This is a genomic window from Acidovorax radicis N35 (genome assembly GCF_000204195.1).
Taxonomy (GTDB): domain Bacteria; phylum Pseudomonadota; class Gammaproteobacteria; order Burkholderiales; family Burkholderiaceae_C; genus Acidovorax; species Acidovorax radicis.
The window spans coordinates 52,649-75,415 of record NZ_AFBG01000007.1 but is presented as its reverse complement, the minus strand read 5'-3'; the positions used below and the strand labels follow the sequence as shown (position 1 = coordinate 75,415).

Annotated in this window: 20 protein-coding genes; 15 read left to right on the top strand and 5 right to left on the bottom strand. The window is 64.7% G+C overall.

What is annotated here, in order from left to right:
- Positions 1-125: 125 nt before the first annotated feature.
- The 3 genes from hemF to ARADN35_RS0102790 all read right to left on the bottom strand — a co-directional run bounded on the left by hemF (position 126) and on the right by ARADN35_RS0102790 (position 3,348).
- Positions 126-1,094 (bottom strand): oxygen-dependent coproporphyrinogen oxidase, encoded by a 969-nt coding sequence (gene hemF / locus ARADN35_RS0102800; protein ID WP_050812425.1) that lies wholly within the window; start codon positions 1,092-1,094, stop codon positions 126-128.
- A 142-nt stretch (positions 1,095-1,236) separates the two neighbouring features.
- Positions 1,237-2,514 carry a phosphoribosylamine--glycine ligase gene (gene purD / locus ARADN35_RS0102795; RefSeq protein ID WP_010458747.1) on the bottom strand — a complete coding sequence of 426 codons (1,278 nt, stop codon included), beginning with the start codon at positions 2,512-2,514 and terminating at the stop codon, positions 1,237-1,239.
- 114 nt (positions 2,515-2,628) lie between these two features.
- Entirely contained in the window at positions 2,629-3,348 is a 720-nt protein-coding gene (locus ARADN35_RS0102790) for a YebC/PmpR family DNA-binding transcriptional regulator (protein WP_010458745.1), read from the bottom strand.
- A 250-nt stretch (positions 3,349-3,598) separates the two neighbouring features.
- On the opposite strand from ARADN35_RS0102790, the gene ARADN35_RS0102785 reads away from it, so the two are divergent.
- The 13 genes from ARADN35_RS0102785 to ARADN35_RS0102720 all read left to right on the top strand — a co-directional run bounded on the left by ARADN35_RS0102785 (position 3,599) and on the right by ARADN35_RS0102720 (position 19,771).
- Positions 3,599-5,119 (top strand): helicase HerA-like C-terminal domain-containing protein, encoded by a 1,521-nt coding sequence (locus ARADN35_RS0102785; RefSeq protein WP_010458743.1) that lies wholly within the window; start codon positions 3,599-3,601, stop codon positions 5,117-5,119.
- A gap of 185 nt (positions 5,120-5,304) precedes the next feature.
- On the top strand, positions 5,305-6,123 hold the full coding sequence (locus ARADN35_RS28245; RefSeq protein WP_010458741.1) for a glycine-rich domain-containing protein: 819 nt from the start codon (positions 5,305-5,307) through the stop codon (positions 6,121-6,123).
- Positions 6,124-6,287: 164 nt separating this feature from the next.
- The gene (locus ARADN35_RS0102775; protein ID WP_010458740.1) at positions 6,288-7,133 is read left to right on the top strand and encodes an enoyl-CoA hydratase-related protein; all 846 of its coding nucleotides are present in this window, start codon (positions 6,288-6,290) and stop codon (positions 7,131-7,133) included.
- Between the two features lie 479 nt (positions 7,134-7,612).
- The gene (locus ARADN35_RS0102770) at positions 7,613-8,605 is read left to right on the top strand and encodes a threo-3-hydroxy-L-aspartate ammonia-lyase (protein ID WP_010458738.1); all 993 of its coding nucleotides are present in this window, start codon (positions 7,613-7,615) and stop codon (positions 8,603-8,605) included.
- A 401-nt stretch (positions 8,606-9,006) separates the two neighbouring features.
- The gene (locus ARADN35_RS0102765; RefSeq protein WP_010458736.1) at positions 9,007-10,056 is read left to right on the top strand and encodes an alpha/beta hydrolase; all 1,050 of its coding nucleotides are present in this window, start codon (positions 9,007-9,009) and stop codon (positions 10,054-10,056) included.
- 116 nt (positions 10,057-10,172) lie between these two features.
- Positions 10,173-12,086: a hypothetical protein gene (locus ARADN35_RS0102760; RefSeq protein WP_010458734.1), complete on the top strand. Its 1,914-nt coding sequence runs from the start codon at positions 10,173-10,175 to the stop codon at positions 12,084-12,086.
- A 368-nt stretch (positions 12,087-12,454) separates the two neighbouring features.
- A complete protein-coding gene (gene upp, locus ARADN35_RS0102755) occupies positions 12,455-13,099 on the top strand; it encodes a uracil phosphoribosyltransferase (protein WP_010458732.1) in 645 nt (214 codons plus the stop codon).
- A 227-nt stretch (positions 13,100-13,326) separates the two neighbouring features.
- Positions 13,327-14,337: a BMP family protein gene (locus ARADN35_RS0102745; RefSeq protein WP_010458727.1), complete on the top strand. Its 1,011-nt coding sequence runs from the start codon at positions 13,327-13,329 to the stop codon at positions 14,335-14,337.
- Between the two features lie 130 nt (positions 14,338-14,467).
- Positions 14,468-15,433: a 5'-methylthioadenosine/S-adenosylhomocysteine nucleosidase gene (locus ARADN35_RS0102740; RefSeq protein WP_010458725.1), complete on the top strand. Its 966-nt coding sequence runs from the start codon at positions 14,468-14,470 to the stop codon at positions 15,431-15,433.
- A 198-nt stretch (positions 15,434-15,631) separates the two neighbouring features.
- Entirely contained in the window at positions 15,632-17,176 is a 1,545-nt protein-coding gene (locus ARADN35_RS0102735; RefSeq protein WP_010458724.1) for an ABC transporter ATP-binding protein, read from the top strand.
- A 25-nt stretch (positions 17,177-17,201) separates the two neighbouring features.
- Entirely contained in the window at positions 17,202-18,263 is a 1,062-nt protein-coding gene (locus ARADN35_RS0102730) for an ABC transporter permease (protein WP_010458722.1), read from the top strand.
- Positions 18,264-18,377: 114 nt separating this feature from the next.
- Positions 18,378-19,301 carry an ABC transporter permease gene (locus ARADN35_RS0102725; RefSeq protein WP_010458720.1) on the top strand — a complete coding sequence of 308 codons (924 nt, stop codon included), beginning with the start codon at positions 18,378-18,380 and terminating at the stop codon, positions 19,299-19,301.
- Entirely contained in the window at positions 19,298-19,771 is a 474-nt protein-coding gene (locus ARADN35_RS0102720; RefSeq protein ID WP_010458718.1) for a hypothetical protein, read from the top strand. The genes ARADN35_RS0102725 and ARADN35_RS0102720 overlap by 4 nt, the downstream gene beginning before the upstream one ends.
- A gap of 17 nt (positions 19,772-19,788) precedes the next feature.
- Here the strand turns inward: ARADN35_RS0102720 and ARADN35_RS0102715 are convergent, their stop codons facing one another.
- A complete protein-coding gene (locus ARADN35_RS0102715; protein ID WP_029413028.1) occupies positions 19,789-20,181 on the bottom strand; it encodes a VOC family protein in 393 nt (130 codons plus the stop codon).
- On the opposite strand from ARADN35_RS0102715, the gene ARADN35_RS28660 reads away from it, so the two are divergent.
- Entirely contained in the window at positions 20,180-20,308 is a 129-nt protein-coding gene (locus ARADN35_RS28660; RefSeq protein WP_255509300.1) for a hypothetical protein, read from the top strand. The two genes, ARADN35_RS0102715 and ARADN35_RS28660, sit on opposite strands and share 2 nt — an antisense overlap.
- Complete coding sequence (locus ARADN35_RS0102710; RefSeq protein WP_010458714.1) at positions 20,301-21,575, top strand: amidohydrolase family protein; 1,275 nt, start codon at positions 20,301-20,303, stop codon at positions 21,573-21,575. The genes ARADN35_RS28660 and ARADN35_RS0102710 overlap by 8 nt, the downstream gene beginning before the upstream one ends.
- A 58-nt stretch (positions 21,576-21,633) precedes the next feature.
- On the opposite strand, the gene ARADN35_RS0102705 is transcribed toward ARADN35_RS0102710, so the two are convergent.
- A complete protein-coding gene (locus tag ARADN35_RS0102705) occupies positions 21,634-22,767 on the bottom strand; it encodes an ABC transporter permease (protein ID WP_010458712.1) in 1,134 nt (377 codons plus the stop codon).

Here is a 22,767-nt window from a genome sequence, read left to right as displayed (position 1 = left end):
CCTTGGGTGTTGCGCTGGTGTTGCGCAGGGGCGCTGCGGCAGTTTGAGGTGTTTTTGGCCTCTTGCGCTGGTGTGAAAAGCGCGGGCAGCTATTGAAATTATAGCTTTTGCGCTTGTCAAGGCTTTCAAACCGCTGCAGCAGCCTCGCCAGCCAGCCAGTCGCGTCGCACTAGAAAGCGTTGCGTGAGGTCGGCTTCAGCAGTGTCCGCAGCATCCGAGCGCTGGTACGACCAAGCCACCAGCGGCGGCATAGACAACAAAATCGACTCGGTGCGCCCCCCCGACTGCAGGCCAAAGTGGGTGCCCCGGTCCCACACCAGGTTGAACTCGACATAGCGGCCCCGGCGGTAGAGCTGAAAGTCGCGCTCACGTTCGCCAAACGGCAGGTTCTGGCGCTTTTCCACGATGGGCAGGTAGGCCTTGAGGAAGGCATCACCCACCGACTGCGTCATGGCCAGGCTCTGGTCGAAACCCAGTTCCGAGAAGTCGTCGTAGAACACCCCGCCCACACCGCGCTGCTCGCTGCGGTGCTTGAGGTAAAAGTATTCGTCGCACCACTGCTTGAAGCGCGGGTACTTGTCGTCGCCAAACGGCGCCAGCGCGTCACGGCAGGTTTGGTGAAAGTGCACCGCATCTTCTTCAAACCCGTAGTACGGCGTGAGGTCCATGCCCCCGCCAAACCAGCAGGTGGGTGTCTGACCCGGGTGGCCTGCCGCGATCATGCGGACGTTCATGTGCACGGTGGGCACGTACGGGTTGCGCGGATGGAAGACCAGCGACACGCCCATGGCCTCGAACGGTGCACCCGCCAGCTCGGGCCGGTGCTGCGTGGCCGAGGGCGGCAGCTGCGGGCCACGCACATGGCTGAAACCGCAGCCCGCGCGCTCGAACACCCGGCCACCTTCCAGGATCTTGGTGATGCCGTCGCCTTGCAGCGGCTCACCAGGGGGTTTGCTCCAGGCATCGGCCAAAAAACGCGCGCCGCCCTCGCCTTCCACGGCTTCGAGCGCATCGGTAATGCGCGTCTGCAGGCCCTGCAAATAGCTGCGTACGGTCGCCACGGTCGTGGCCGGATTCAATCCAGGTGGTTGCATTTCAGTTATCCATTGCCATCGGCGCCATGCGCTGCCGGTAAAACTGGCGCGGCCCAGGCCAGGGACGCCAAGCAAGGGCCGCCCCGCCGCGAGGGCGTCATCCCCCTGTGGGGGAAGGCGCCGCAGGCGACTCAGGGGGGAGCTATTTCACCGCGCGGAAGCCAATGTCGCGGCGGTATTGCGCGCCATCGAACTGGATACCACGCGCCACGTCGTAGGCACGCTGCTGCGCCTGCTTAACGCTGTCGGCCAGCACCGTCACGCACAACACGCGGCCACCGGTCACGCTGACCACACCGTCTTTCAGCTGCGTGCCCGCATGGAACACCACGGCATCGTCCGCCTCGGCTGGCAGGCCGGTGATGGGGTCACCCTTGCGCGGGTTCTCCGGGTAGCCATGGGCGGCCATGACCACGCCCAGTGCGGTGCGGCGGTCCCATTGCAGTTCCATCTGGTCGAGCTTGCCGTCGGCCGCTGCGGCCATCACGTCGCTGAAATCACTTTTCAGGCGCATCAGTATGGGCTGCGTCTCGGGGTCGCCCATGCGGCAGTTGAATTCGAGCGTCTTGGGCTGGCCCTTGGCGTCGATCATGAGGCCGGCATACAGGAAACCGGTGTAGGGAATGCCGTCCTTTTCCATGCCACGGATGGTGGGCAGGATGATCTCGCGCATCGCGCGGGCATGCACATCGGCCGTGACCACCGGTGCTGGCGAATACGCACCCATGCCGCCGGTGTTGGGGCCTTCGTCGCCGTCTTTGAGGCGCTTGTGGTCCTGGCTGGTGGCCAGCGCCAGCACGTTCTTGCCGTCGCACAGCACGATGAAGGAGGCTTCCTCGCCTTCGAGGAATTCCTCGATCACCACGCGCGCGCCGCCTTCGTTGTGCGTCACGCCGTACCTGTTGTCCACCAGCATGAAGTCCACAGCATCATGGGCCTCCTGCAGCGTCATGGCCACGACCACGCCCTTGCCAGCCGCGAGGCCGTCGGCCTTGATGACGATGGGCGCGCCCAGCCGGTCCACGAAGGCGTGGGCCGCAGCGGGGTCGGTGAAGGTGTCGTAGTCGGCCGTGGGGATGCCATGGCGGCGCATGAAGGCCTTGGAGAAGGCCTTGGAGCTTTCGAGCTGTGCGGCGGCCTTGGTGGGCCCGAAGATGCGCAGGCCATTGGCTCGGAACTCATCGACCACGCCGGCGGCCAGCGGCGCCTCGGGGCCCACCACGGTCAGCGCGATCTTCTCGGCCTGCGCCCACACGCGCAGTTCGCGCACGTCGGTGATGGCCACGTTGTCGAGCTTGGGGTTCAGCGCCGTGCCACCGTTGCCGGGCGCCACATACACCTTGGTCACCTTGGGGGACTGGCTCAGTTTCCACGCCATCGCGTGTTCACGGCCGCCGCCACCAATCACAAGTACTTTCATAGGAGCCTTTGGTGAACCCGGCCCGCAGCGCGGGGCTGCTTGGCGGGGTTCGGGGAAATATCAGTCGGAAAACAAGTCAGCGCAAGAAAAAAGCGGCGATCCACAGGCGCAAGGTCACAGGGCAGCGTTGTGGTAGACCTCCTGGGTGTCGTCCAGGTCCTCCAGCACATCCAGCAGCCGCTGCATGCGCGCCGCGTCGTCGCCCGTCAGTTCGATGGTGTTTTCAGGCCGCATGGTCACGCCCGCCACTTCGGGCGTGAGGCCTGCGGCTTCCAGGGCATTCTTCACGGCTTCGAAGTCGGCCGGGGCGGTCAACACCTCCACTGCGCCGTCGTCGTCGGTCACCACGTCTTCAGCGCCGGCCTCCAGCGCCACTTCCATCACCTTGTCTTCACTCGTGCCTGGGGCAAAAATCAGCTGGCCACAGTGCTTGAACTGGAACACCACCGAGCCTTCGGTGCCCATGTTGCCACCGTGTTTGCTGAACGCGTGTCGTACTTCGGCCACGGTGCGCACGCGGTTGTCGGTCATGGTATCGATCATGATGGCTGCGCCACCAATGCCATAGCCTTCGTAGCGGATTTCTTCGTAGGTCAGGCCTTCGGCGTTGCCCGTGGCCTTGTCGATGTTGTATTTGATGCGGTCGGCGGGCATGTTGGCCGCCTTGGCCTTATCCACCGCCAGGCGCAGGCGGGGGTTGGCAGACAGGTCGCCGCCACCAGAACGGGCGGCCACGGTGATTTCGCGAATGATGCGGGTCCAGATCTTGCCGCGTTTTTCATCCTGCCGCCCCTTGCGGTGCTGGATATTCGCCCATTTGCTGTGTCCTGCCACGGGAAGTCCTTCTGTACTTGGTGTATTGATTTAATCTACTCAGTGGATTTTACTTTTTGCTGAACCCAGGGAACCTCTGCACGCTTCGCGCGGAAAGTGGGCGCCGCGGATCGGGATGGGCTGCCAGGCACAAAGCGCAGCAATAGCCACAGCTATTGCGAGCATTTGTAACGCAGCAGGCCGCCCGAGACCGCAGATGCACACGGCGCGCGACGCGTGCAGAGGCTCCCTCACCCCGAGGAAACCCGAAATGGCCGAACCCCTGCTGATTGCCAAGCACGACACCATCGAATGCCACCTGCTTCCAGGCCTGGCCAACCGCCACGGGCTCATCACCGGTGCAACCGGCACCGGCAAGACCGTGACCCTGCAGACCCTGGCCGAGAACTTCTCGCGCATTGGCGTGCCGGTGTTCATGGCCGATGTGAAGGGCGACCTCACGGGCGCCAGCCAGCCGGGCAAGATCGGCGACAAGCTGGCTGCCGTGCTCAAAGAGCGTGGCCTGGACCTGCCCGCCCCCCTGGCCTGCCCCACCACACTGTGGGACGTGTTTGGCGAACAGGGCCACCCGGTGCGCGCCACGGTGTCCGACATGGGCCCGCTGCTGCTGGGCCGCATGCTCAACCTGAACGAGACCCAGCTGGGTGTGCTCAACCTGGTGTTCAAGATCGCCGACGACAACGGCATGCTGCTGCTGGACCTCAAAGACCTGCGCGCCATGCTGCAGTACGTGGGCGACAACGCCAAAGAGTTCACCACCGAGTACGGCAACGTGAGCGCCGCCAGCGTGGGCGCCATCCAGCGCGGGCTGCTGCAGATCGAGCAGCAGGGCGGCACGCAGTTCTTCGGCGAGCCCATGCTCAACATCCAGGACTTCATGCAGACGGTGGACGGTCATGGCGTGGTCAACATCCTGGCGGCCGACAAGCTCATGAATTCGCCGCGCCTGTACGCCACGTTCTTGCTGTGGATGCTGTCGGAGCTGTTCGAGCAACTGCCCGAGATTGGCGATCCCGAGCAGCCCAAACTGGTGTTCTTCTTCGACGAGGCCCACCTGTTGTTCAACGAGGCGCCCAAGGTGCTGGTGGAGCGCATCGAACTCGTGGTGCGCCTGGTGCGCTCCAAGGGCGTCGGGGTTTACTTCGTGACGCAGAACCCGCTCGATATCCCCGATAGCGTGCTGGCCCAGCTGGGCAACCGTGTGCAGCATGCGCTGCGGGCCTTCACCCCGCGCGACCAGAAGGCCGTCAAAGCGACGGCAACCACCATGCGGCAAAAGCCGGGCCTCGATATCGAAACCGCCATCACCGAGCTGGCCGTGGGCGAGGCGCTGGTGAGCTTTCTGGATGCCAAGGGCCGTCCGAGCATCACCGAGCGCGTCTTCGTGCTGCCGCCCGGCAGCCAGCTCGGCCCCATCACACCGCAACAGCGCCAGGTGCTGGTGGCCAACTCGCTGGTCGCGGGCGTGTATGAAAAGGTGGTGGACCGCGAATCGGCCTACGAAAAGCTCAAGGGCCGCGCGGCCGAAGCCAGTGCGCAAGCGCCGGCTAGTGGCAAAGGAGCACCCACCGACACGGAAGACAGCGGCGGCGGCCTGATGGGCGGGCTCAACGACGTGCTGTTTGGCACCACCGGCCCGCGTGGTGGCAAACGCGACGGCCTGGCCCAGACCATGGCCAAGTCGGCGGTGCGCACCATGGGCACCACCATCGGCAAGGAAATCCTGCGCGGGGTGCTGGGCAGCATCTTCGGCGGCAGCAAGCGGCGTTGAACCCGGCAGGGGCGCAGATTCCCGCCCCTGCCTTGCATCCCCAGCGCGGCCCCATCGCCGGACCGTCAGCTATTGGTGGTGCCGCTGGCAATCCACGCGTGACAATCTGAAGACATCGTCCAAAGTGTCATCAATCAGTCACATTACTGCCGTGAAATCGCCACATAACAACAAAAGGAGGGACGATGAAACGCATCGAAAACATTCTGCTGTGGTGGGGAAGCAAGGTTGTGCTGCTGGCGATTGGCGTGTGGGTGGCCGCCATCGTCGGGATCTTTGCGGGTGCCTGGCGCTTGCGCTGGCCCTGGATCCTGTATTTTTTTGCCACGGTCGTCGTCACGGCCCTGGTGATCCAGTGGACCCGCGCGGTGCGCCAGCGCACCATCCGCGAAGCCCCCCTGCCCCGCTTTCTGCAGCGCAAGCTGCGTGAAACCTACCCGCACCTGAGCACGCGCGATTGCGAGCTGGTCGAACGCGGCCTGCGCCAGTTCTTCATGGCCTGCCTGCGCGGCAACAAGCAGTTTGTGGCCATGCCCTCCAAGGCGGTCGATGTGCTGTGGCATGAGTTCATCCTGCACACCCAGGCCTACAAAGCCTGGTGCCACAACGCCCTGGGCTTCTTCTTGCACCACACCCCGGCCGAGGCGCTGGGCAAAAAGGCGCGCCACAACGACGGCCTGCGCCGCTGCTGGTACTGGGTGTGCAAGGAGGAATCCATCGACCCCAAGGCCCCCAGCCGCCTGCCCCTGCTGTTTGCGCTGGATGCCAAGTTCGCCATTGCGGGCGGCTTCACCTACGTGCCCGACTGTTCCGACATCGCCCGCAAGAGCGACGCGGGTGGTAGCGGTGGCGACAGCTACTGCGGCACCAGCTTCTCGGACGGCAGCTACAGCGGCAGCTCGGGCGACTTCGGCGGCGCCGAGAGTTCGGATGGCGGTGGTGGCGACGGCGGCGGAGATGGAGGGGGCGATGGCGGCGGCTGCGGTGGGGGCGGCGGCGATTGAGCGACATCCGCTCCGGCGGAATACCGCGTAGCCACGGCGACCCCGGTAGTTACTCCTTTTTTTATAGCTTGAAGCGCTTACCAGACAAGCGCCAGCGGCCAAAAATACCCAAAGTCACCCAGGCGACGACCCCGGGTGGGCCAGCGGGTCTACAGTGACAGCCCATGAACACCACCCCCACCTGCTTCACCCTCAGCATCACCCACCATGTCGCCCACCTGGTGCTGAACCGCCCCGAGGCCATGAACACCATGCACCCCACCTTCTGGCGAGAGCTGGACGAGGTGCTGGCCCAGCTGAACAAATCGGGCGAGGCGCGGGCGCTGGTTATCAGCAGCACCGGCAAACATTTCAGCGCGGGCATGGCGCTGGAGACCTTCGGCGGTGCCATCACCATGGACGACCAGAGCCCCGAGGGCCGCGCCGCCATCTTTGACCTGCTGACCGACATGCAGGCCACCTTCACTCGCATCGAAAGCCTGCGCATCCCCGTCATCATGGCCATCCAGGGCGGCTGCATTGGCGGCGCGGTGGACATGGTCACCGCCGCCTGCGTGCGCTACGCCACGGCCGACGCGTTCTTCTGCATCCAGGAGATCAACATCGGCATGGTGGCCGACGTGGGCACGCTGCAGCGCCTGCCCAAGCTCATCCCGCTGGGTGTGGTCAAGGAGCTGGCCTACACCGGCCGCCGCCTGAGCGCCGCCAGGGCCCTGGGCTACGGCCTGGTCAACGAAGTGTTCGAGACCCAAGAAGCGATGCTCGCCGCTGCCTTGCAATGCGCACAAGAGATCGCCAGCAAGCCGCCCGTGGCCATCTGGGGCACCAAACAGGCCGTGAACTACGCGCGCGACCATTCGGTGGAAGACAGCCTGCGCCAGATGGGCTGGCTGCAGGGCGCCATCTGGAGCAACCAGCATGTGCGCGAGTCCGTCACGGCCATGAAACAAAAGCGCGCGGGCGACTTCCCGGCGCTCACGCCGCTGCAGCGGTTCAGCGAGCTGGGCTAAGAACGTGTTCACGATCTCGCAGGGGTCGCATTGGAGCGCAATCGGGATGAGTGGATGCTTCGGATGCGCCGCATGGGCTCATGCCCATGCAAGCAGCCGGGGCTTCCAATCGCCCGATTTCGCTCCAACCCTTCGGGCAGCGGTCTTGGCGGGCGGTCTGCGGCGTTGCGGCGCTTGCCAATAGCCGAGCTATTGGCTGCGCACCGCGCCTAGCATCCCATCCCGCCAAGGCCGCTGCGCGACTCCTGGGAGATCGTGAACACGTTCTAAGGGGCTCGGCCCGCGAGGCGGGCCTGGGCATGGCAGGGCACCTGCGCTGATGCGCGCGCGCCAAACCATCAAAATTCATAGCTACCCACGCTTTCAGGACAAGCGCTGGCGGCCATTTTTACTCAAAACTCCATGCTGACGGGCTATCATGTAGCCGCCCAGGGGTGGGCCGTCGCCGCCCCGCTTTCGCCCTGATGGAGGATGCCGCCATGACACTGCCCAGTGTGACCCCGCCTACCTACGACGACGTGGCTGCCGCCGCGCACCGGCTCAAGGGCATGGCGCACCACACGCCGGTGCTGCGCTCCACCACCGCCGACGAACTGCTCGGCGCGCAGCTGTTCTTCAAATGCGAGAACCTGCAGCGCACTGGCGCCTTCAAGTTCCGGGGCGCCTTCAACACCCTGGCACAGTTCACCGATGAGCAGCGCGAGCGCGGCGTGCTGGCCTTTTCGGCCGGCAACCACGCACAGGCCATCGCGCTGTCGGCCCGCATGCTGGACATGCCCGCCGTCATCGTCATGCCTGCCGATGCGCCCGCCTCCAAGATGGCGGCCACACGGGCCTATGGCGCCCAGGTCGTCACCTACGACCGCTACACCGAAGACCGCGAAGCCATCAGCCGCCACCTGGCGCTGGAGCGCGGCATGACGCTGGTGCCGCCGTTCGACCACCCGCACGTCATTGCAGGCCAGGGCACCGCCGCCAAGGAACTGTTTGAAGAAGTGCCCGACCTGGACTACCTGTTCGTCTGCGTGGGCGGCGGCGGCCTGCTGGCCGGAAGCCTGCTGGCCGCGCAGGCCCTGGCGCCCCAGTGCCGCGTGGTGGGCGTCGAGCCCGAAACCGGCAACGACGCCCAGCAGTCGCTGCGCGCCGGGCACATCGTCCGCATCCCCACACCCCACACCATCGCCGACGGCGCGCAAACCCAGGCCCTGGGCGAACTCACCTACCCCATCATCCGCGACCATGCCGAAGACATCGTCAGCGTGAGCGACGAACAGCTGATGCAATCCCTGCGCTTCTTCGCCGAGCGCATGAAGATCGTGGTGGAACCCACCGGCGCCCTGGCCTATGCAGGCGCGCAAGCCTTCTCGGGCGCGGACAACGGCGGCAAGTTGCTGCACGGCGAACGCGTGGGCATCCTCATCAGCGGGGGCAACGTCGATCTGGCGCGCTATGCGCGGTTTCTGGCAGATTAGGACCTGACCCTGCTGTTTTTGCCTGCTGCTTTGCCATCCAAGGGGCCAGGCGATGGCCCTTGTATGTCGCAGCTTTCTCCGGGGTCGATTTGTTGGGTTATCCCCACATCGTCACCTTCCAAAGGAGCATGCAGTGCCGTCCTGCAGTGCAGGCCTTCCTGACAGGCGGCCCAGTCAACCTATCCCGGCCTCTCGCCCCCCAAAAAAGGCCATGCGAGCCGTTTTTCCCGGGGAGGCACGCGAATTGATGCTGCAGCAACACAGGGAAAACTTCAGCGAGACGACCTGCGCGTACAACAGTTAGACACAATCTTTAGCCACAGCGTTACCGAGTGGCAACACTCCTTCAACGGCTCCCCACGTGAAATGGCGCGACCCACCGAGTCACCACGGAGTCCGCCATGCCCCCACCAACCGCCCGCGACCTGTGTGCAACCACACTGTGCCGCCTGATCGCCACCACCCTCGCACTCGGCCTGGCCGCGTGCGGTGGCGCTGACAATGACGGCAGCTTTGCCACCGCGGCCGCCCCCCTCGCTCATAAGCAAGCGCAGACAGAAGCCCCCCCAGGGTGCACCCCCACCGCCCCAGCAACACGCACGCTCAGCCCCGACAAAGACCATGACACCCTGTGCTGGGGAAATGTGGGTTGGAACGAGCCCACCCTGGACGGTGCAGCGCTGCAGCAAAACCTGGATTTCTACCCCGCAACCGGCTCGGCCTCAGCGACAACCGCGCCGCTCATCGTGTGGGCCCACCCCAACGGCCGCACAAAGGCACTTGATGCCACCCTGCGGGACACACTGCTAAAACCAGCGCTGCTCGGGGGCTACGCATTTGCGTCCTTGGAATTCCGCCATCCCGTAGTCAACGCACCCACGCAGCCCAACAGCCCTGTCCCCCACACTGATATTGCCCAGGCCTTGAACTACCTCGTGGCCCATGCATCGGCGCTGCAAGTCGACCCACGCAACATCTTTCTGGTGGGCCAGTCACGCGGCACGCTCGGTGTATGGACGGCCTTGCAACCGCACCTCACCTCCCCCCGCGTGCGCGCAGTGTTTGGGGTCAACGCGCAAACGAGTTACGACGGCAACGACTTCGCGCAGTGGTTTCTCGTCGAACCCGCACGGGACGACTTTCTGCGCGCGTTCAACCGCAAGAACCCCAACGCCGACCGCTACGGCAGCGCCGTGCGCGACGTCACCCGCAATGCCCCGGCTGTGCATCTGCGCTATGACAGCCCCGTGGTAGGCCGGCAGCTCACCCTGGCTGAGATGCAGCAGCAAGACGCCCTGCACTACCCCGACTTTGGCCCTGCGCTATGCAAGGCCTACACGCAAGCCCAGGCCAAGGCCTGCAGTTACGACGCTGACTCTCGCTACCACGACCGTCCCGACCTCGCCTACGAAGGTTACGTGCGCTTTTTTGATCGCCACCGAGCACCTTAAGCCGCGTCCCCACCAAGAAAAATACAAATTCAAGCCAGGGAGGAGACCAGCCACCACGACGACACCAAACCACACACCCCCTCACCTATCCATCATTCAATGAACCCATTCATTCCATGAAACTCACCCATCACGCCCTGTGGGGCATCCTTCTCGCGAGTCTGCTGCAAGGCTGCGGCGGTGGCTCCGCCAGTACCAGCACCACGCAGTCCACCACCAACACCATCCACGCCAGCACCATTGGCGAAGACGACGGCAACGGCCTTGCCCCGCTGGATACGTCCCTGGTGCGAACACGCCACGCTGGTGGCGCAGCCATCAATCTGGTGGCATTCACCTCCGACAGCAGCGACATGCCCACCATCGACCTGGCCAAGCGCATGCAAAAGTGGAGCCCTACCAGCAAGACCGGCGCATGGGGCTCTGCTCCCTATGAGCGCCTTGACCTGGATGTCAACGGCTGGGTACAAAGCCTGCCAGCCAACCCCGACGAGGCGGGCTACGCCAGTGTCAGCTCTGCCATCCTGGACAACAAAAGCGCCAAGTCCCGCCTGACAGGTATCTACCATGTCTACTACGAAGGAGAGGGCGACTTCTACATTGCAGGTGCTTCGGCCAGGGACTTCAAGAAGGTGGAACCAGGCCACGCCACCTTCAACATGCTGGACGACGCCGGGCTGAGTGAAAACCTGTTCATCAACATCTCCAAGGTCACCCCCGGCAACCATCTGCGCAATATCCGCATCCTCGCACCAGGAGGAATCTGTGGAAACAACCGATTCAAATGGGTTGCGGACAGCAGTGCCTGCGTGGGCACAAGCTACAAGTCACTGGTGGAGCTGTCGCAGACCCAAATATGGTTTCCCAATTTCCTGGGCGACCTCAGCGGCTACCGTGCCTTGCGTTTCATGGACTGGTTCAAGACCAACAGCTCCCCCCTTGCGACATGGGAAACGCGACCACTCAAAGCCCACTACACCTGGAACACGGACTACGGCGTTCCTGTGGGCATGGCCGTGAACCTGGCCAATACCCTGCAAGCCGATGCCTGGCTCAACATCCCCTTCCACGCCAGCGACGACTATGCGCGGCGCCTCGCCCAGCTCGTGAAGCAGAGCCTCAACCCGGCCGCCAAATTCATCGTGGAATACGGCAATGAACCGTGGAACAACGGCTACGGCTTCTCGCAAAACTACCAGTGGCTCGCGGGTCAGGGCAGCGAAAAATTCAACGGTGAAGGCAGCGTGCACGACCGCGTCATCAACTACTACGCACTGCGCTCCAGCCAGCTGTGCCAGATCATCAAGCAAGAGTTTGGTGCGCAGTCGTCCCGCGTGCAATGCGTGGTCAATCAGCAGATCTCCGTGATAGACCCCGACCTGCCCCTGCTGCGCTGCCCCCTGGCCGTGAAACACGGGCACATTGCAGGCGGCTGTGCCAGCGCCATCGACGCTGTGGCCGTGGCCCCCTATGTGGGCGGCTATCTGGGCGACGGTGAGCACATTGCGGCCGTGGAGACATGGACGCATGAATCCGACGGCGGACTCAGCACCCTCTTCAAGGAACTGCGCGCCAAAGACGCAAATGGCAACTCCATTGCCGACACCCCGCTCAAGTCCCCCGAAATCCCGCATGGCGCCATAGACCAGGTGACCAGCTGGATCAACGGACAAAAGGCTATCGTCTCCGACAAGAATTTCAAAAAACCCCTGTTCGCCTACGAAGGGGGGCAACACCTTGCCGTGGTCACCACGGCCAACGCAGCCGTCACTCAGCTGTTTACCAACGCCAACCGCGACGCACGCATGGGCGATGTGTACCGCGATCTGATGGGCGTGTGGACCAATGCCAACGGCACCGCCCCAGGGCAGGTCTTCACCTACTTCAACAACGTCTACAAGCCCGGCTCCGACGGCGCATGGGGCCTGCGCGAAGCTGCGTTTGACAACGCAGCCAGCAACCCCAAATGGGTTGCCGTTCAGCCCTACCGCGAAAACATTGCCTGCTGGTGGGCCCAGTGCGCCCCATGACGCTGCATTACTCGTAACGCACGCCCCAGAACGCACACCCTCGACATCCGCGAGGGTGTGCGCAAGCACCATGCACCGAGAGCGCCGCGCCAGTAACGCCGCCCGGCCCACCACATGGCCATGGGAGTGCAACAGCAAGTGGCACGGTCGGGGCTCCCTTCGCACAGGAATAGACAGGGAAACGGGCCCTGGAATACTTTCCGAGGCCCCTGCGGCCCCCTCCCCTCAAGGGGGCGACACCGGTGGCCTGGCAAAGCCAGCTCCACAGCTCCCCGAAGCCTCAAGGCCTGTTTCTACGGACCGGGGAAGAAGGGAGGTCAAAATACGGTCAACACCCTTCATTCATCCCGTAGACCAGAGGCCGCGCCATGAGCACCGCTCCCCAAAGCAATGTCACCGTCATCACCCACCCCCTCGTGCAGCACAAGCTCACGCTGATGCGCCGAAAGGACGCCAGCACCAACAGCTTTCGCCGCCTGCTGGGCGAGCTCTCGACCCTGATGGCTTACGAAGTGACGCGCGACATGCCGCTGCAGGACTTCGAGATCGAAACCCCGCTGGAGACCATGACCGGCAAGGTCATCGACGGCAAGAAGCTGGTGCTGGTCTCCATCCTGCGCGCGGGCAACGGCTTTCTGGACGGCATGCTCAACGTGGTGCCAGGCGCCCGCGTCGGCCACATCGGCCTGTACCGCGACCCGGCCACACTGCAGCCCGTGGAGTACTACTTCAAGATGCCGTCCGAAATGGACGAGCGCGACATCATCGTGGTAGACCCCATGCTGGCCACCGGCAACTCGGCCGCCGCCTGCGTGGACCGCTTGAAGAAGCTCAACCCCCGCTCCATCAAGTTCGTCTGCCTGCTCGCCGCGCCCAAGGGCATTGCCACGCTGCAAAAGGCCCACCCCGACGTACCGATCTTCACCGCCGCCATCGACCGCGAGCTCAACGACCACGGCTATATCCTGCCGGGCCTGGGGGATGCGGGGGACCGGATTTTTGGCACCAAATAAGCGCATGGCACTGTTGCATGCCCCAGCCACCATCGTGCCTTTGGGCGCTGTGGTGGCCCTTTTTTTGATGGAGACAACCGCAGCGCCGCGATTTTTTTACCACTTGGTGGCTTTCCTCTGGCAGACTTGCCTGCGGCCCGCTCCCCTGGCGCTGCGCACGACTGGCGCACAAATTGCATGAGGACCGGACCTCTCCTCCTCATTCGATTGCCTGAAGGACCCCCACCATGACCACTCGCCGCATCTTCACCGGACGCCTGCTCTGCACCTCCATGGCCTTGTCTGCCGCCATGGCGATGGCACCCTCTTTGGCCACAGCACAGTCCAAGATCAAGGTTGCGGCGATCTACACGGTGCCTTTTGAACAGCAATGGGTCAGCCGCATCCACAAGGCGCTCAAGGCGGCCGAAGTACGCGGCGAGATCGAATACAAGGCCAGTGAAAACGTCAGCAACGCCGACTACGAACGCGTGATGCGCGAGTACGCCACGGGCGGCAACCAGCTCATCGTGGGCGAGGCCTTTGCTGTGGAAGCCGCCGCCCGCAAGGTGGCCAAGGACTTCCCCAAGACATCGTTCCTGCTCGGCTCCTCGGGCAAGCCGCAGGCGCCCAACTTCAGCGTGTTCGACAACTACATCCAGGAGCCTGCTTACCTCAGCGGCATGATCGCGGGCGGCATGACCAAGACGAACAAGATCGGCATGGTGGGCGGTTTCCCCATTCCTGAGGTCAACCGCCTGATGCACGCCTTCATGGCGGGTGCCAAGGAAACGAATCCCAAGGTCGAGTTCACCATCACCTTCATCAACAGCTGGTTTGACCCGCCCAAGGCCAAGGAGGCGACGTTTGCCATGATCGACAAGGGCGCCGACGTGCTCTACGCCGAGCGTTTTGGTGTGAGCGATGCGGCCAAGGAAAAGGGCAAACTCGCCATTGGCAACGTGATCAACACGCAGGACAAGTACCCCGACACCGTCGTCGCCTCGGCCCTGTGGCATATGGAGCCCAGCATCGACCGTGCGCTCAAGCTGGTCAAGGAAGGCAAGTTCACCCCCGAGGACTACGGCCCGTATTCGATGATGAAGCACAAGGGCTCGGAACTCGCCCCACTGGGCACGTTCGAGAAGAAGATCCCCGCCGACATCGTCGCCAAGGTCAAGGTCAAGGAATCTGACATCCTGGCGGGCAAGTTCACCGTGAAGGTGGATGACAGCCAGCCCAAGTCCACGGCCAAGTAGACACCGCACCCTCGCGGGCGCAGCCCGCTTCGTGTCTAAGAACCTGTTCTAAAGGCCACCCCTGCAACGCGGTGGCCTGTTTGCTTGTATCTCCTCACACCCTTCTGTCTGAACCACAAGGCACCACACCATGCACACGCCCCGTACCACCAAGCCTACTCTGACAACCCGGTGCACCCGCCTGCTGGGCGCCCTGGCCCTGGCCGCCGTGGTCGCGGGCTGTGCCGCCACCTCGCCTGGCAAAACAGCCGTGCGGCTGGATGACACACCGCGCATCGCCGTCATCTCGGCCTTTGCGCCCGAACTGACGGTGCTGCTGCCCAAGGTGCAACAACCCGCCAAGCACAGCGTCAACGGCGTGGAGTTCACCACCGGCACGCTCGAAGGCAAGCCCGTGGTCGTGTTTCTGTCGGGCATCAGCATGACCAACGCAGCCATGAACACGCAGCTGGTGCTGGACCGCTTCCATGTGAGCCACATTGTCTTTTCCGGCATCGCCGGTGGCGTGAACCCCAGCCTGCACATTGGCGACGTGACCGTGCCCGCGCAGTGGGGCCAGTACATGGAATGGCTGATGGCGCGTGAAGACAAGCCCGGGCAGTACAGCGCCCCAGCGTGGATGAAAAGCGAGCTGACGATGCCCGCCTTCGGCATGATGCACCCGCGCCCCGTCGAAGTGCGGTCGGCAGCCAAGCCCGGCATCACCAAACAGTTCTGGTTTGAAGCCGACCCGAAGATGCTGGCCACCGCACGCAGCCTTCAGAACGTAGGCCTGGAGCATTGCCTGGCGAGCACCTGCCTGAAGCAACGCCCGCAACTCGTGGTGGGCGGCAGCGGCGTGTCGGGCCAGGCATTTGTGGACAACAAGGCCTTCCGCGAATACGCGTTCAAGACCTTCGAGGCCAACGTGCTCGACATGGAAACCGCCGCTACCGCCATGGTGGCGCACAGCAATGGCGTGCCGTACATCGCTTTTCGCTCGCTGAGTGACCTGGCGGGTGGTGGTGACGGCGAGAATGAAATGGGCACCTTCATGGGCCTGGCAGCTGCCAATTCGGCGAAGGTGCTGCAGGCGTTTCTGGCGGCCTGGAAGTGAGTTCACTTCAACCGCACTGTTCGCTGCGCGCCCTGAGCCCCTTCCCCCTCGTGAGGAAGGGGTTGGGTAGAGGGGGAAGCTGGAAACCGGCGCTGTGCTTGATGCGTAAGCCGCGCCCCTCTCCCCCCGCCCTCTCCCGCGAGGGGAGAGGGGGCGACAGCCAACTGCAGTTAGCGCGCGGCACCGTGGAGGACTGACATGGCACCCGTACTGCGCCTCACAAACATCACCAAGCGCTTTGGCAAGCTGGTCGCCAACGACGGCATCAGCTTGACCCTGGCGCGTGGCGAGGTGCTGGCCCTGCTGGGCGAGAACGGCGCAGGCAAGTCCACGCTGATGTCCATCCTGTTCGGGCACTACGTAGCCGACGAAGGACACATCGAAGTCTTCGGCCAACCCCTGCCGCCCGGCCAGCCGCGCGCAGCGCTGGCGGCGGGCATTGGCATGGTGCACCAGCACTTCACACTGGCCGACAACCTCACGGTGCTGGACAACGTGCTGCTGGGTACCGAGCCGCTGTGGCAGCCGTTCTCGCGCCGCAGCAGCGCACGGGCCAAGCTGCTGGCCGTGGCGCAGCAGTTTGGTTTGCCCGTGGATGCCGATGCCCGCGTGGGCGGCCTCTCGGTGGGCGAACGCCAGCGGGTCGAAATCCTGAAAGCGCTGTACCGGGGCGCGCGCATCCTCATCCTCGACGAACCCACTGCGGTGCTCACCCCGCAGGAGAGCGAGGCCTTGTTCGACACCCTGGCGCAGATGGTGGCGCAGGGCCTGTCCATCATCTTCATCAGCCACAAGCTGGGCGAAGTGCTGCGCGTGTCGCACCGCGTGGCCGTGCTACGCCAGGGCAAGCTGGTGGCCGAGGCGCCCGCGCAGGGCACCACCCAAGGGCAACTGGCGCAGTGGATGGTGGGCCATGCCATCGAAGCCCCTGCGCGGCGCCCGGCCCGGGTGGTGGGTGCTGCCGTCTGCAGCCTGCACAACGTGAGCACCGCACCCACCGGCCGTGACCGGTTGCAGAACGTGTCGCTCACCCTCCACGCAGGCGAAATCGTGGCCATCGCGGGCGTCAGCGGCAATGGCCAGGTCGCGCTGGCCGATGTGCTGTGTGGCGTGCGCGCCGCCACTGCGGGCCAGGCCACGCTGCGCGGCGCGCCCTTGCAAGCCCGGCCCGCGTGGTTGGTGAACCAGGGCGTGGCCCGCATCCCTGAAGACCGGCACGCTGTGGGCGTGGTGGGCGATTTGCCGGTGTGGGAAAACGCCGTGTCGGAACGCCTGCGCAGCCACTGGTTTGCGCACCCATGGTTCAAGGCCTTCTGGGTCAAGCGCCGTGCAGCCCGACAACACGCGCAGCACGTGGCCGAGACCTTTGATGTGCGTGGCGGCGGGCTCGACACGCCAGCCCGGTCGCTTTCGGGCGGCAACATGCAAAAGCTCATCCTTGGCCGGGCACTGCTGCCGCCTGAGGATGAGGCGGGCCACAGTGCTACTGCGCCCCAACTCATCGTCGCGCACCAGCCCACTTGGGGGCTGGATATCGGTGCCGTGATGTTTGTGCAGCAGCAGCTCATCAACGCGCGCGACGGCGGCGCGGCCGTGCTGCTGATTTCGGATGACCTCGATGAAGTATTGGCCCTGGGCGACCGCGTGGCGGTGATGCACGATGGGCAGCTGAGCGAGGCGCGGCCTGCGGATACTTGGACGCGCGAGGCGGTTGGGCTGGCGATGGCAGGCGCCATGCACTGACCCAACGTACAAGAACAAAATCACCATGCGACTCGAAAAACGCAATCACACCTCTCCCGCAGCCTATGTGCTGGCACCGGTGGGCGCCGTGGTTTTCACGCTGCTCATCAGCGGCCTGCTGGTGATGTGGGCCGGAGCGCCGGTGGGGCAGACCTATGCGCTGCTGCTGCAAGGTGCATTTGGCTCGGTGTTTGCGCTGACCGAAACACTGACCCGCGCCACGCCGCTGATCCTAACGGGACTGGCGGCGGCCGTGGCGTTCCGCGCGCGGCTGTTCAATATTGGGGCGGAGGGGCAGCTTTACGCCGGTGCTCTGGCTGCCGTGGCCGTGGGCGGCATGCATGGCGGCACGGGATTGGAATGGTCGCCTTACCTACTCTTCCCGCTCATGATGCTGGCGGCAGCGCTGGCCGGGGCGGCCTTGCTGCTGGGCCCGGCACTGATGAAGGCGCGGCTGGGGGTGGACGAGGTGGTCACCACGCTGCTGCTCAACTTCATCATGCTGCTGCTCGTCTCGGCCCTGCTCGACGGGCCGATGAAAGACCCGCTCTCCATGGGCTGGCCGCAGAGTGTGGCACTGCAAAGCGACATGGAACTGGGCAAGTTGGTACCCCAGACGCGCCTGCACACGGGCCTGCTGTGGGCCATCTCTCTGGCCGTGATGCTGTGGGCGCTGCTGGCACGCACAGTGCCGGGTTTTGACATCCGCGCCGCCGGTGCCAATGCGCGGGCTGCCGCGTTTGCCGGTGTGCCCATCACCCGCACCGTCGTGCTGGTGGCCCTGCTCTCGGGCGGGCTGGCGGGGCTGGCGGGTGCCATCGAGGTGGCGGGCCGCACCAGCTATGTGACGCTGGACATGTCGCCGGGCTACGGCTACAGCGGCATCGTGATTGCCATGCTGGCGGGGCTGCACCCGTTGGGCGTGATCGCAGCGGGCACCTTTGTGGCGGGCGTGCTGGTGGGGGCCGACAGCATGAGCCGCGCGGTGGGCGTGCCCACCTACATTGCGGATGTGATCGTGGCGACCTCGTTGATTGCGGTGCTGGTGGCTGGCTTGCTCACGCAGTACCGCATTCGCTGGAAGTGACACCGCCATGAACAATCACTCAAACCAAAATTTCAAGCAAAATTGGCCTCTAGCGCTTATCCATAAAGCGCCAGCAGCTATCAAAACAGAAGTAAATCACTCAGAGGCGAGCGCATGACCGAACTGCTCGACATCCTCGCCAACCCCGCCTTCTGGATCGCCACCCTGCGCGTGGCCACGCCGCTCATCCTGGGCACGCTGGGCGTGCTGCTGTGCGAACGCGCGGGCGTGCTCAATCTGGGCATTGAAGGGATCATGGTCGCGGGCGCCTTCACCGGCTGGCTGGCGGTGTACGCAGGCTACGGGCTGTGGACGGGGGTGCTGGTGGCGGCGCTGACCGGGGCGGTGTTCGGGCTGCTGCACGCGTGGCTCACGGTGGGGCTGGCGCTGTCGCAGCATGTGTCAGGCCTGGGGATCACGCTGCTGGCCACAGCGGTCAGTTACTACGGCTACCGCGTGAGTTTTCCGAAGGTGAACACGCCGCCCACCATCGAACCGTTTGCGCCCATGGAGTGGCTGGGCATTCCTATCCTGTCTGCGCAGACGCCGCTCACGCTGTTGGCCCTGTTGCTGGTGCCGCTGCTGGCCTGGGTGTTGATGCGCACACCGCTGGGTCTGGCCGTGCGCATGGTGGGCGAGAACCCGCAGGCGGCCGAGGGCCAGGGCATCTCGGTGGCGGCCACGCGCACGGGCGCCATCGTGGCGGGCTCGGCGCTGATGGGCGTCGCAGGGTCGTTCCTCACGCTGTCGGCGTTCAACGCGTTCTTCTTCAACATGGTGAACGGGCGCGGCTGGATCTGCGTGGCGCTGGTGGTGTTTGCCTCGTGGCGGCCGGGCAAGGCGCTGCTGGGGGCCCTGCTCTTCGCGTTCTTCGATGCGCTCCAGCTGCGGCTGCAGCAGGCGGGCGACGCGTGGCTGCCGTACCAGGTGTATTTGATGCTGCCGTACCTGCTCTCCATCCTGGCGCTGGTGTTGGTGGCGCGCAAGGCGGCGTATCCGCAGGCGCTGATGAAGCCCTATCGCAAGGGGGAGCGATGAAGCGCGCACTCAACCCCGTCGCGCGCTGGCTGGTGGGTGCGCTGCTGGCCTGTGCCGGCCAGGCCCACGCGCTGGGCATGGATCTGCCGTATCAATCCTTCGCCACTGCGCCCGATGTGGACTGGATCAAGGTCTGCGGCCAATGGCCCGCGCCCGTGCAGGCTGGCGAAGGCGGTGGCATGTACCGCATCGTGCACGCCACGCGCCATGCGCAGTCTTTTCTGTACCTGCAATGGATCGTGCGCGACAGCAGTGACAGCGCCTCGGAGGTACATACCGAAGGCTTTGATGCCATCAACAACGACCATGCCGAAATCACGCTAAGCCAGATGAACTGCCAGCCAACACGCCGGGGCATCCGCTTTACCGCGCGGGCGGAATCAGGGCACGACAACAGCGTGTTTCGCATCACCATCGATGCCGGGCACAAGCCGGGCGAGCTGCGCTTTCGCACCAGCCAGAGGCGCTGATGCGTTGGACGCGTATTTCAGGCGGCGGGTGCCCCCATGGGCGTGCACAGCTCCACCAGCGCGCCATTGAGGTCCGCCACATAGGCCACGGTCTGGCCCCAGGGCATCTGCTCGGGGGCCTGTACCAGCCGAGCACCAGCGTCCACCGCACGCTGCAAGGCGGCGGCTACATCGGCGGTGGTGAAGGCGATCTCAAAGCTGGGGGCATCGGCCGACGCGCGCTGGGGGTTCTTGCCCAGCTCCACCATCAGCCGCAGGGAAGCAAAAGCCAGCGAGGTGGCTCCCGTGTCCAGCTCGCCAAAATCGCCTGCCTCGTGCAAAAAACGGCGCGCAAAGCCGAAGGCCTGTTCGTAGAAAGCGATGGTTTTCGGAACGTCTTCGACGTAGAGAATGGTGTAGCCAAATTGCATGAAAACTGCCTTTGCAAAAAATGCGTTGAAATGGCTGGATGCCTCCAGCGAAAGCCACAGCTTAGGCATGCAGCCCGCCTTTGTCTTGAATAAACCCGACAGCAACGACCCCACCCGCCATGCTTGACCTGCTCATCACCCACGCCACCCTGCCCGACGGCCGCCAGAACATGTCGATTGCCGTGCAGGACGGCCGCATCGTCGAAGTGACTGAGGGCCTGCAAGCCCCCGCGCACGAGGCGGTGGATGCGGGCGGCCTGCTGGTCAGCCCGCCGTTTGTGGACGCTCATTTCCACATGGATTCGACCCTGAGCTACGGCCAGCCGCGCGTGAACGAAAGTGGCACTCTGCTCGAAGGCATTGCGCTGTGGGGCGAGCTCAAGCCCACGCTGACGCACGACGCCATCGTGCAGCGCGCGCTGCAGTATTGCGACATGGCCGTGGCCCGGGGCCTGTTGGCCATCCGCAGCCATGTGGACACGAGCCACCCGAGCCTGCTGCCGGTGGAGGCGCTGCTGGATGTAAAGCAGCGCGTGGCGCCCTACCTGGATTTGCAGCTGGTGGCTTTCCCGCAAGACGGCGTGCTGCGCGCGCCCGGAGGGCTGGCCAACCTGAAACGCGCGCTGGACCTGGGTGTGGACGTGGTGGGCGGCATTCCGCACTTCGAGCGCACCATGGCCCAGGGGGCCGAGAGCGTGAAGATCCTTTGCGAACTGGCGGCCGAACGGGGCAAACGCGTGGACATGCACTGCGACGAATCCGACGACCCGCATTCACGCCACGTGGAAACCCTGGCCTTTGAAACCCAGCGCCTGGGCCTGCACGGCCGCGTGACGGGTTCGCACCTCACCTCCATGCACAGCATGGACAACTACTACGTGAGCAAACTCATCCCGCTGATGGCCGAGGCCGACTTGGGCGTGGTGGCCAACCCGCTCATCAATATCACGCTGCAGGGGCGCCACGACACCTACCCCAAGCGCCGGGGCATGACCCGCGTGCCCGAGCTGATGGCCGCAGGCCTGACCGTGGCGTTTGGCCACGACTGCGTGCTGGACCCCTGGTACAGCGGCGGCAGCGCCGACATGCTGGAGGCCGCGCACATGGGCCTGCACGTGGGGCAGATGACCAGCCAGGCCGCGATGCGGCAGTGTTTTGATGCAGTGACGGTGAATCCCGCCAAGCTGCTGGGGCTGGAGGGCTACGGCATCGAGCCGGGCGCGTATGCCGACTTTGTGCTGCTGCACGCGCGCAATCCGGTGGAAGCCATCCGCCTGCGCGCCGCGCGCCTGGGCGTGTGGCGGCGCGGCAAGCGGCTGGCCAGCAGCCCGGCACCCGTGGCGCAACTGCACCTGCCGGGGCGGCCCGACAAAGTGCATTTCACGTCAAATTAGCCTCTCACGCTTATGTATCAAGCGCAAACAGCTACACATTCAATAGCATTTCAAGCGTTCACGCCATGCGCGCAATCGTCCTGCGAAACCGCGCCAGCGCCAGGCTGAACAGCACCGCCCCAATCCCCAGCAGCCACACCAGCGACGGCCACACCACCGCCCAGCCCGCGCCCCGGTAGAGGATGGCCTGGGCCAGCTCGGTGAAGTGCGTGGTGGGCGCCAGGGCCATGCCGTACTGCACCCACAGCGGCATGCTCTCGCGCGGGGTGACGCCGCCGGACAGCATCTGCAGCGGCATCATCACCAGCACCATCAGCAGCCCAAACTGCGGCATGCTGCGCGCCACCGTGGCCATGAAGATGCCCATGGAGGTGGTTGCAAACAGGTGCAGCGTGGCCCCCAGCAGGAACAGCGGCACCGAGCCCTCGATGGGCACACCAATCGCCCAGCGGATCACCGCCGTGAGCGAAATCCACGTAGCCACCAGCACCACCAGCGCCATGGCCCAGACCTTGGCCAGCATGATCTCGCCGGGGGTGACGGGCATCACCAGCAAATGCTCCACCGTGCCGTGCTCGCGCTCGCGGATCAGCGCGGCGCCTGTGAGGATGATGGAGAGCATGGTCACGATGTTGATTAGCTCCATCAGCGAGCCAAACCACGCGGGGTTGAGCGCCGGGTTGAAGCGCGAGCGCACCGTGAGCTCGATGGGCTGGGCGGCCACGGCGCGGTCGCGCTGCACGAACTCGGCCACCTCCAGCTGCACGATCTGCTGCACCGCCCCATTGGCCGCAAACGCCTGCCCCATGCGCGTGGCGTCGATGTTGAGCTGCACCTGCGGCACCCGGCCTGCCAGCACATCGCGCTGGAAATGCGCGGGGATGTGCAGCACCAGCGTGAAGCGGCCTGCGTCCAGGCCCGGGTCCACCTCGCGCATGCCGATCATGGCGGGGCGCGTGAACTGGGGCGCGTAGAACGCCGTGGCGATGCGCTGGGACAGCGCCGAATCGTCCTCGTCCACGATGGCAATGGGCACGTGGTACAGCGTCTCGGGCTGCGCCATGCCCGCCGAGTACACCGCCAGCGTGGTGGTGTAGACGATGAGGAATAACATGGCTGGATCGCGCCACAGGCTCCATAGCTCCTTGATGCCCAGGCGGAAAATATTGGACCAGCGGCCACGCAGCGCCAT

Coding starts and splice junctions, on each gene's coding strand:
- ARADN35_RS0102735 (WP_010458724.1), top strand. CDS start 15,632: ATGGCACCCGTACTGCGCCTCACAAACATCACCAAGCGCTTTGGCAAG.
- hemF (WP_050812425.1), bottom strand. CDS start 1,094: ATGCAACCACCTGGATTGAATCCGGCCACGACCGTGGCGACCGTACGC.
- ARADN35_RS0102720 (WP_010458718.1), top strand. CDS start 19,298: ATGAAGCGCGCACTCAACCCCGTCGCGCGCTGGCTGGTGGGTGCGCTG.
- upp (WP_010458732.1), top strand. CDS start 12,455: ATGAGCACCGCTCCCCAAAGCAATGTCACCGTCATCACCCACCCCCTC.
- ARADN35_RS0102725 (WP_010458720.1), top strand. CDS start 18,378: ATGACCGAACTGCTCGACATCCTCGCCAACCCCGCCTTCTGGATCGCC.
- ARADN35_RS0102765 (WP_010458736.1), top strand. CDS start 9,007: ATGCCCCCACCAACCGCCCGCGACCTGTGTGCAACCACACTGTGCCGC.
- ARADN35_RS0102745 (WP_010458727.1), top strand. CDS start 13,327: ATGACCACTCGCCGCATCTTCACCGGACGCCTGCTCTGCACCTCCATG.
- ARADN35_RS0102760 (WP_010458734.1), top strand. CDS start 10,173: ATGAAACTCACCCATCACGCCCTGTGGGGCATCCTTCTCGCGAGTCTG.
- ARADN35_RS28660 (WP_255509300.1), top strand. CDS start 20,180: ATGAAAACTGCCTTTGCAAAAAATGCGTTGAAATGGCTGGATGCCTCC.
- ARADN35_RS0102710 (WP_010458714.1), top strand. CDS start 20,301: ATGCTTGACCTGCTCATCACCCACGCCACCCTGCCCGACGGCCGCCAG.
- ARADN35_RS0102740 (WP_010458725.1), top strand. CDS start 14,468: ATGCACACGCCCCGTACCACCAAGCCTACTCTGACAACCCGGTGCACC.
- ARADN35_RS0102705 (WP_010458712.1), bottom strand. CDS start 22,767: ATGGCGCTGCGTGGCCGCTGGTCCAATATTTTCCGCCTGGGCATCAAG.
- ARADN35_RS0102785 (WP_010458743.1), top strand. CDS start 3,599: ATGGCCGAACCCCTGCTGATTGCCAAGCACGACACCATCGAATGCCAC.
- purD (WP_010458747.1), bottom strand. CDS start 2,514: ATGAAAGTACTTGTGATTGGTGGCGGCGGCCGTGAACACGCGATGGCG.
- ARADN35_RS0102775 (WP_010458740.1), top strand. CDS start 6,288: ATGAACACCACCCCCACCTGCTTCACCCTCAGCATCACCCACCATGTC.
- ARADN35_RS28245 (WP_010458741.1), top strand. CDS start 5,305: ATGAAACGCATCGAAAACATTCTGCTGTGGTGGGGAAGCAAGGTTGTG.
- ARADN35_RS0102730 (WP_010458722.1), top strand. CDS start 17,202: ATGCGACTCGAAAAACGCAATCACACCTCTCCCGCAGCCTATGTGCTG.
- ARADN35_RS0102770 (WP_010458738.1), top strand. CDS start 7,613: ATGACACTGCCCAGTGTGACCCCGCCTACCTACGACGACGTGGCTGCC.
- ARADN35_RS0102715 (WP_029413028.1), bottom strand. CDS start 20,181: ATGCAATTTGGCTACACCATTCTCTACGTCGAAGACGTTCCGAAAACC.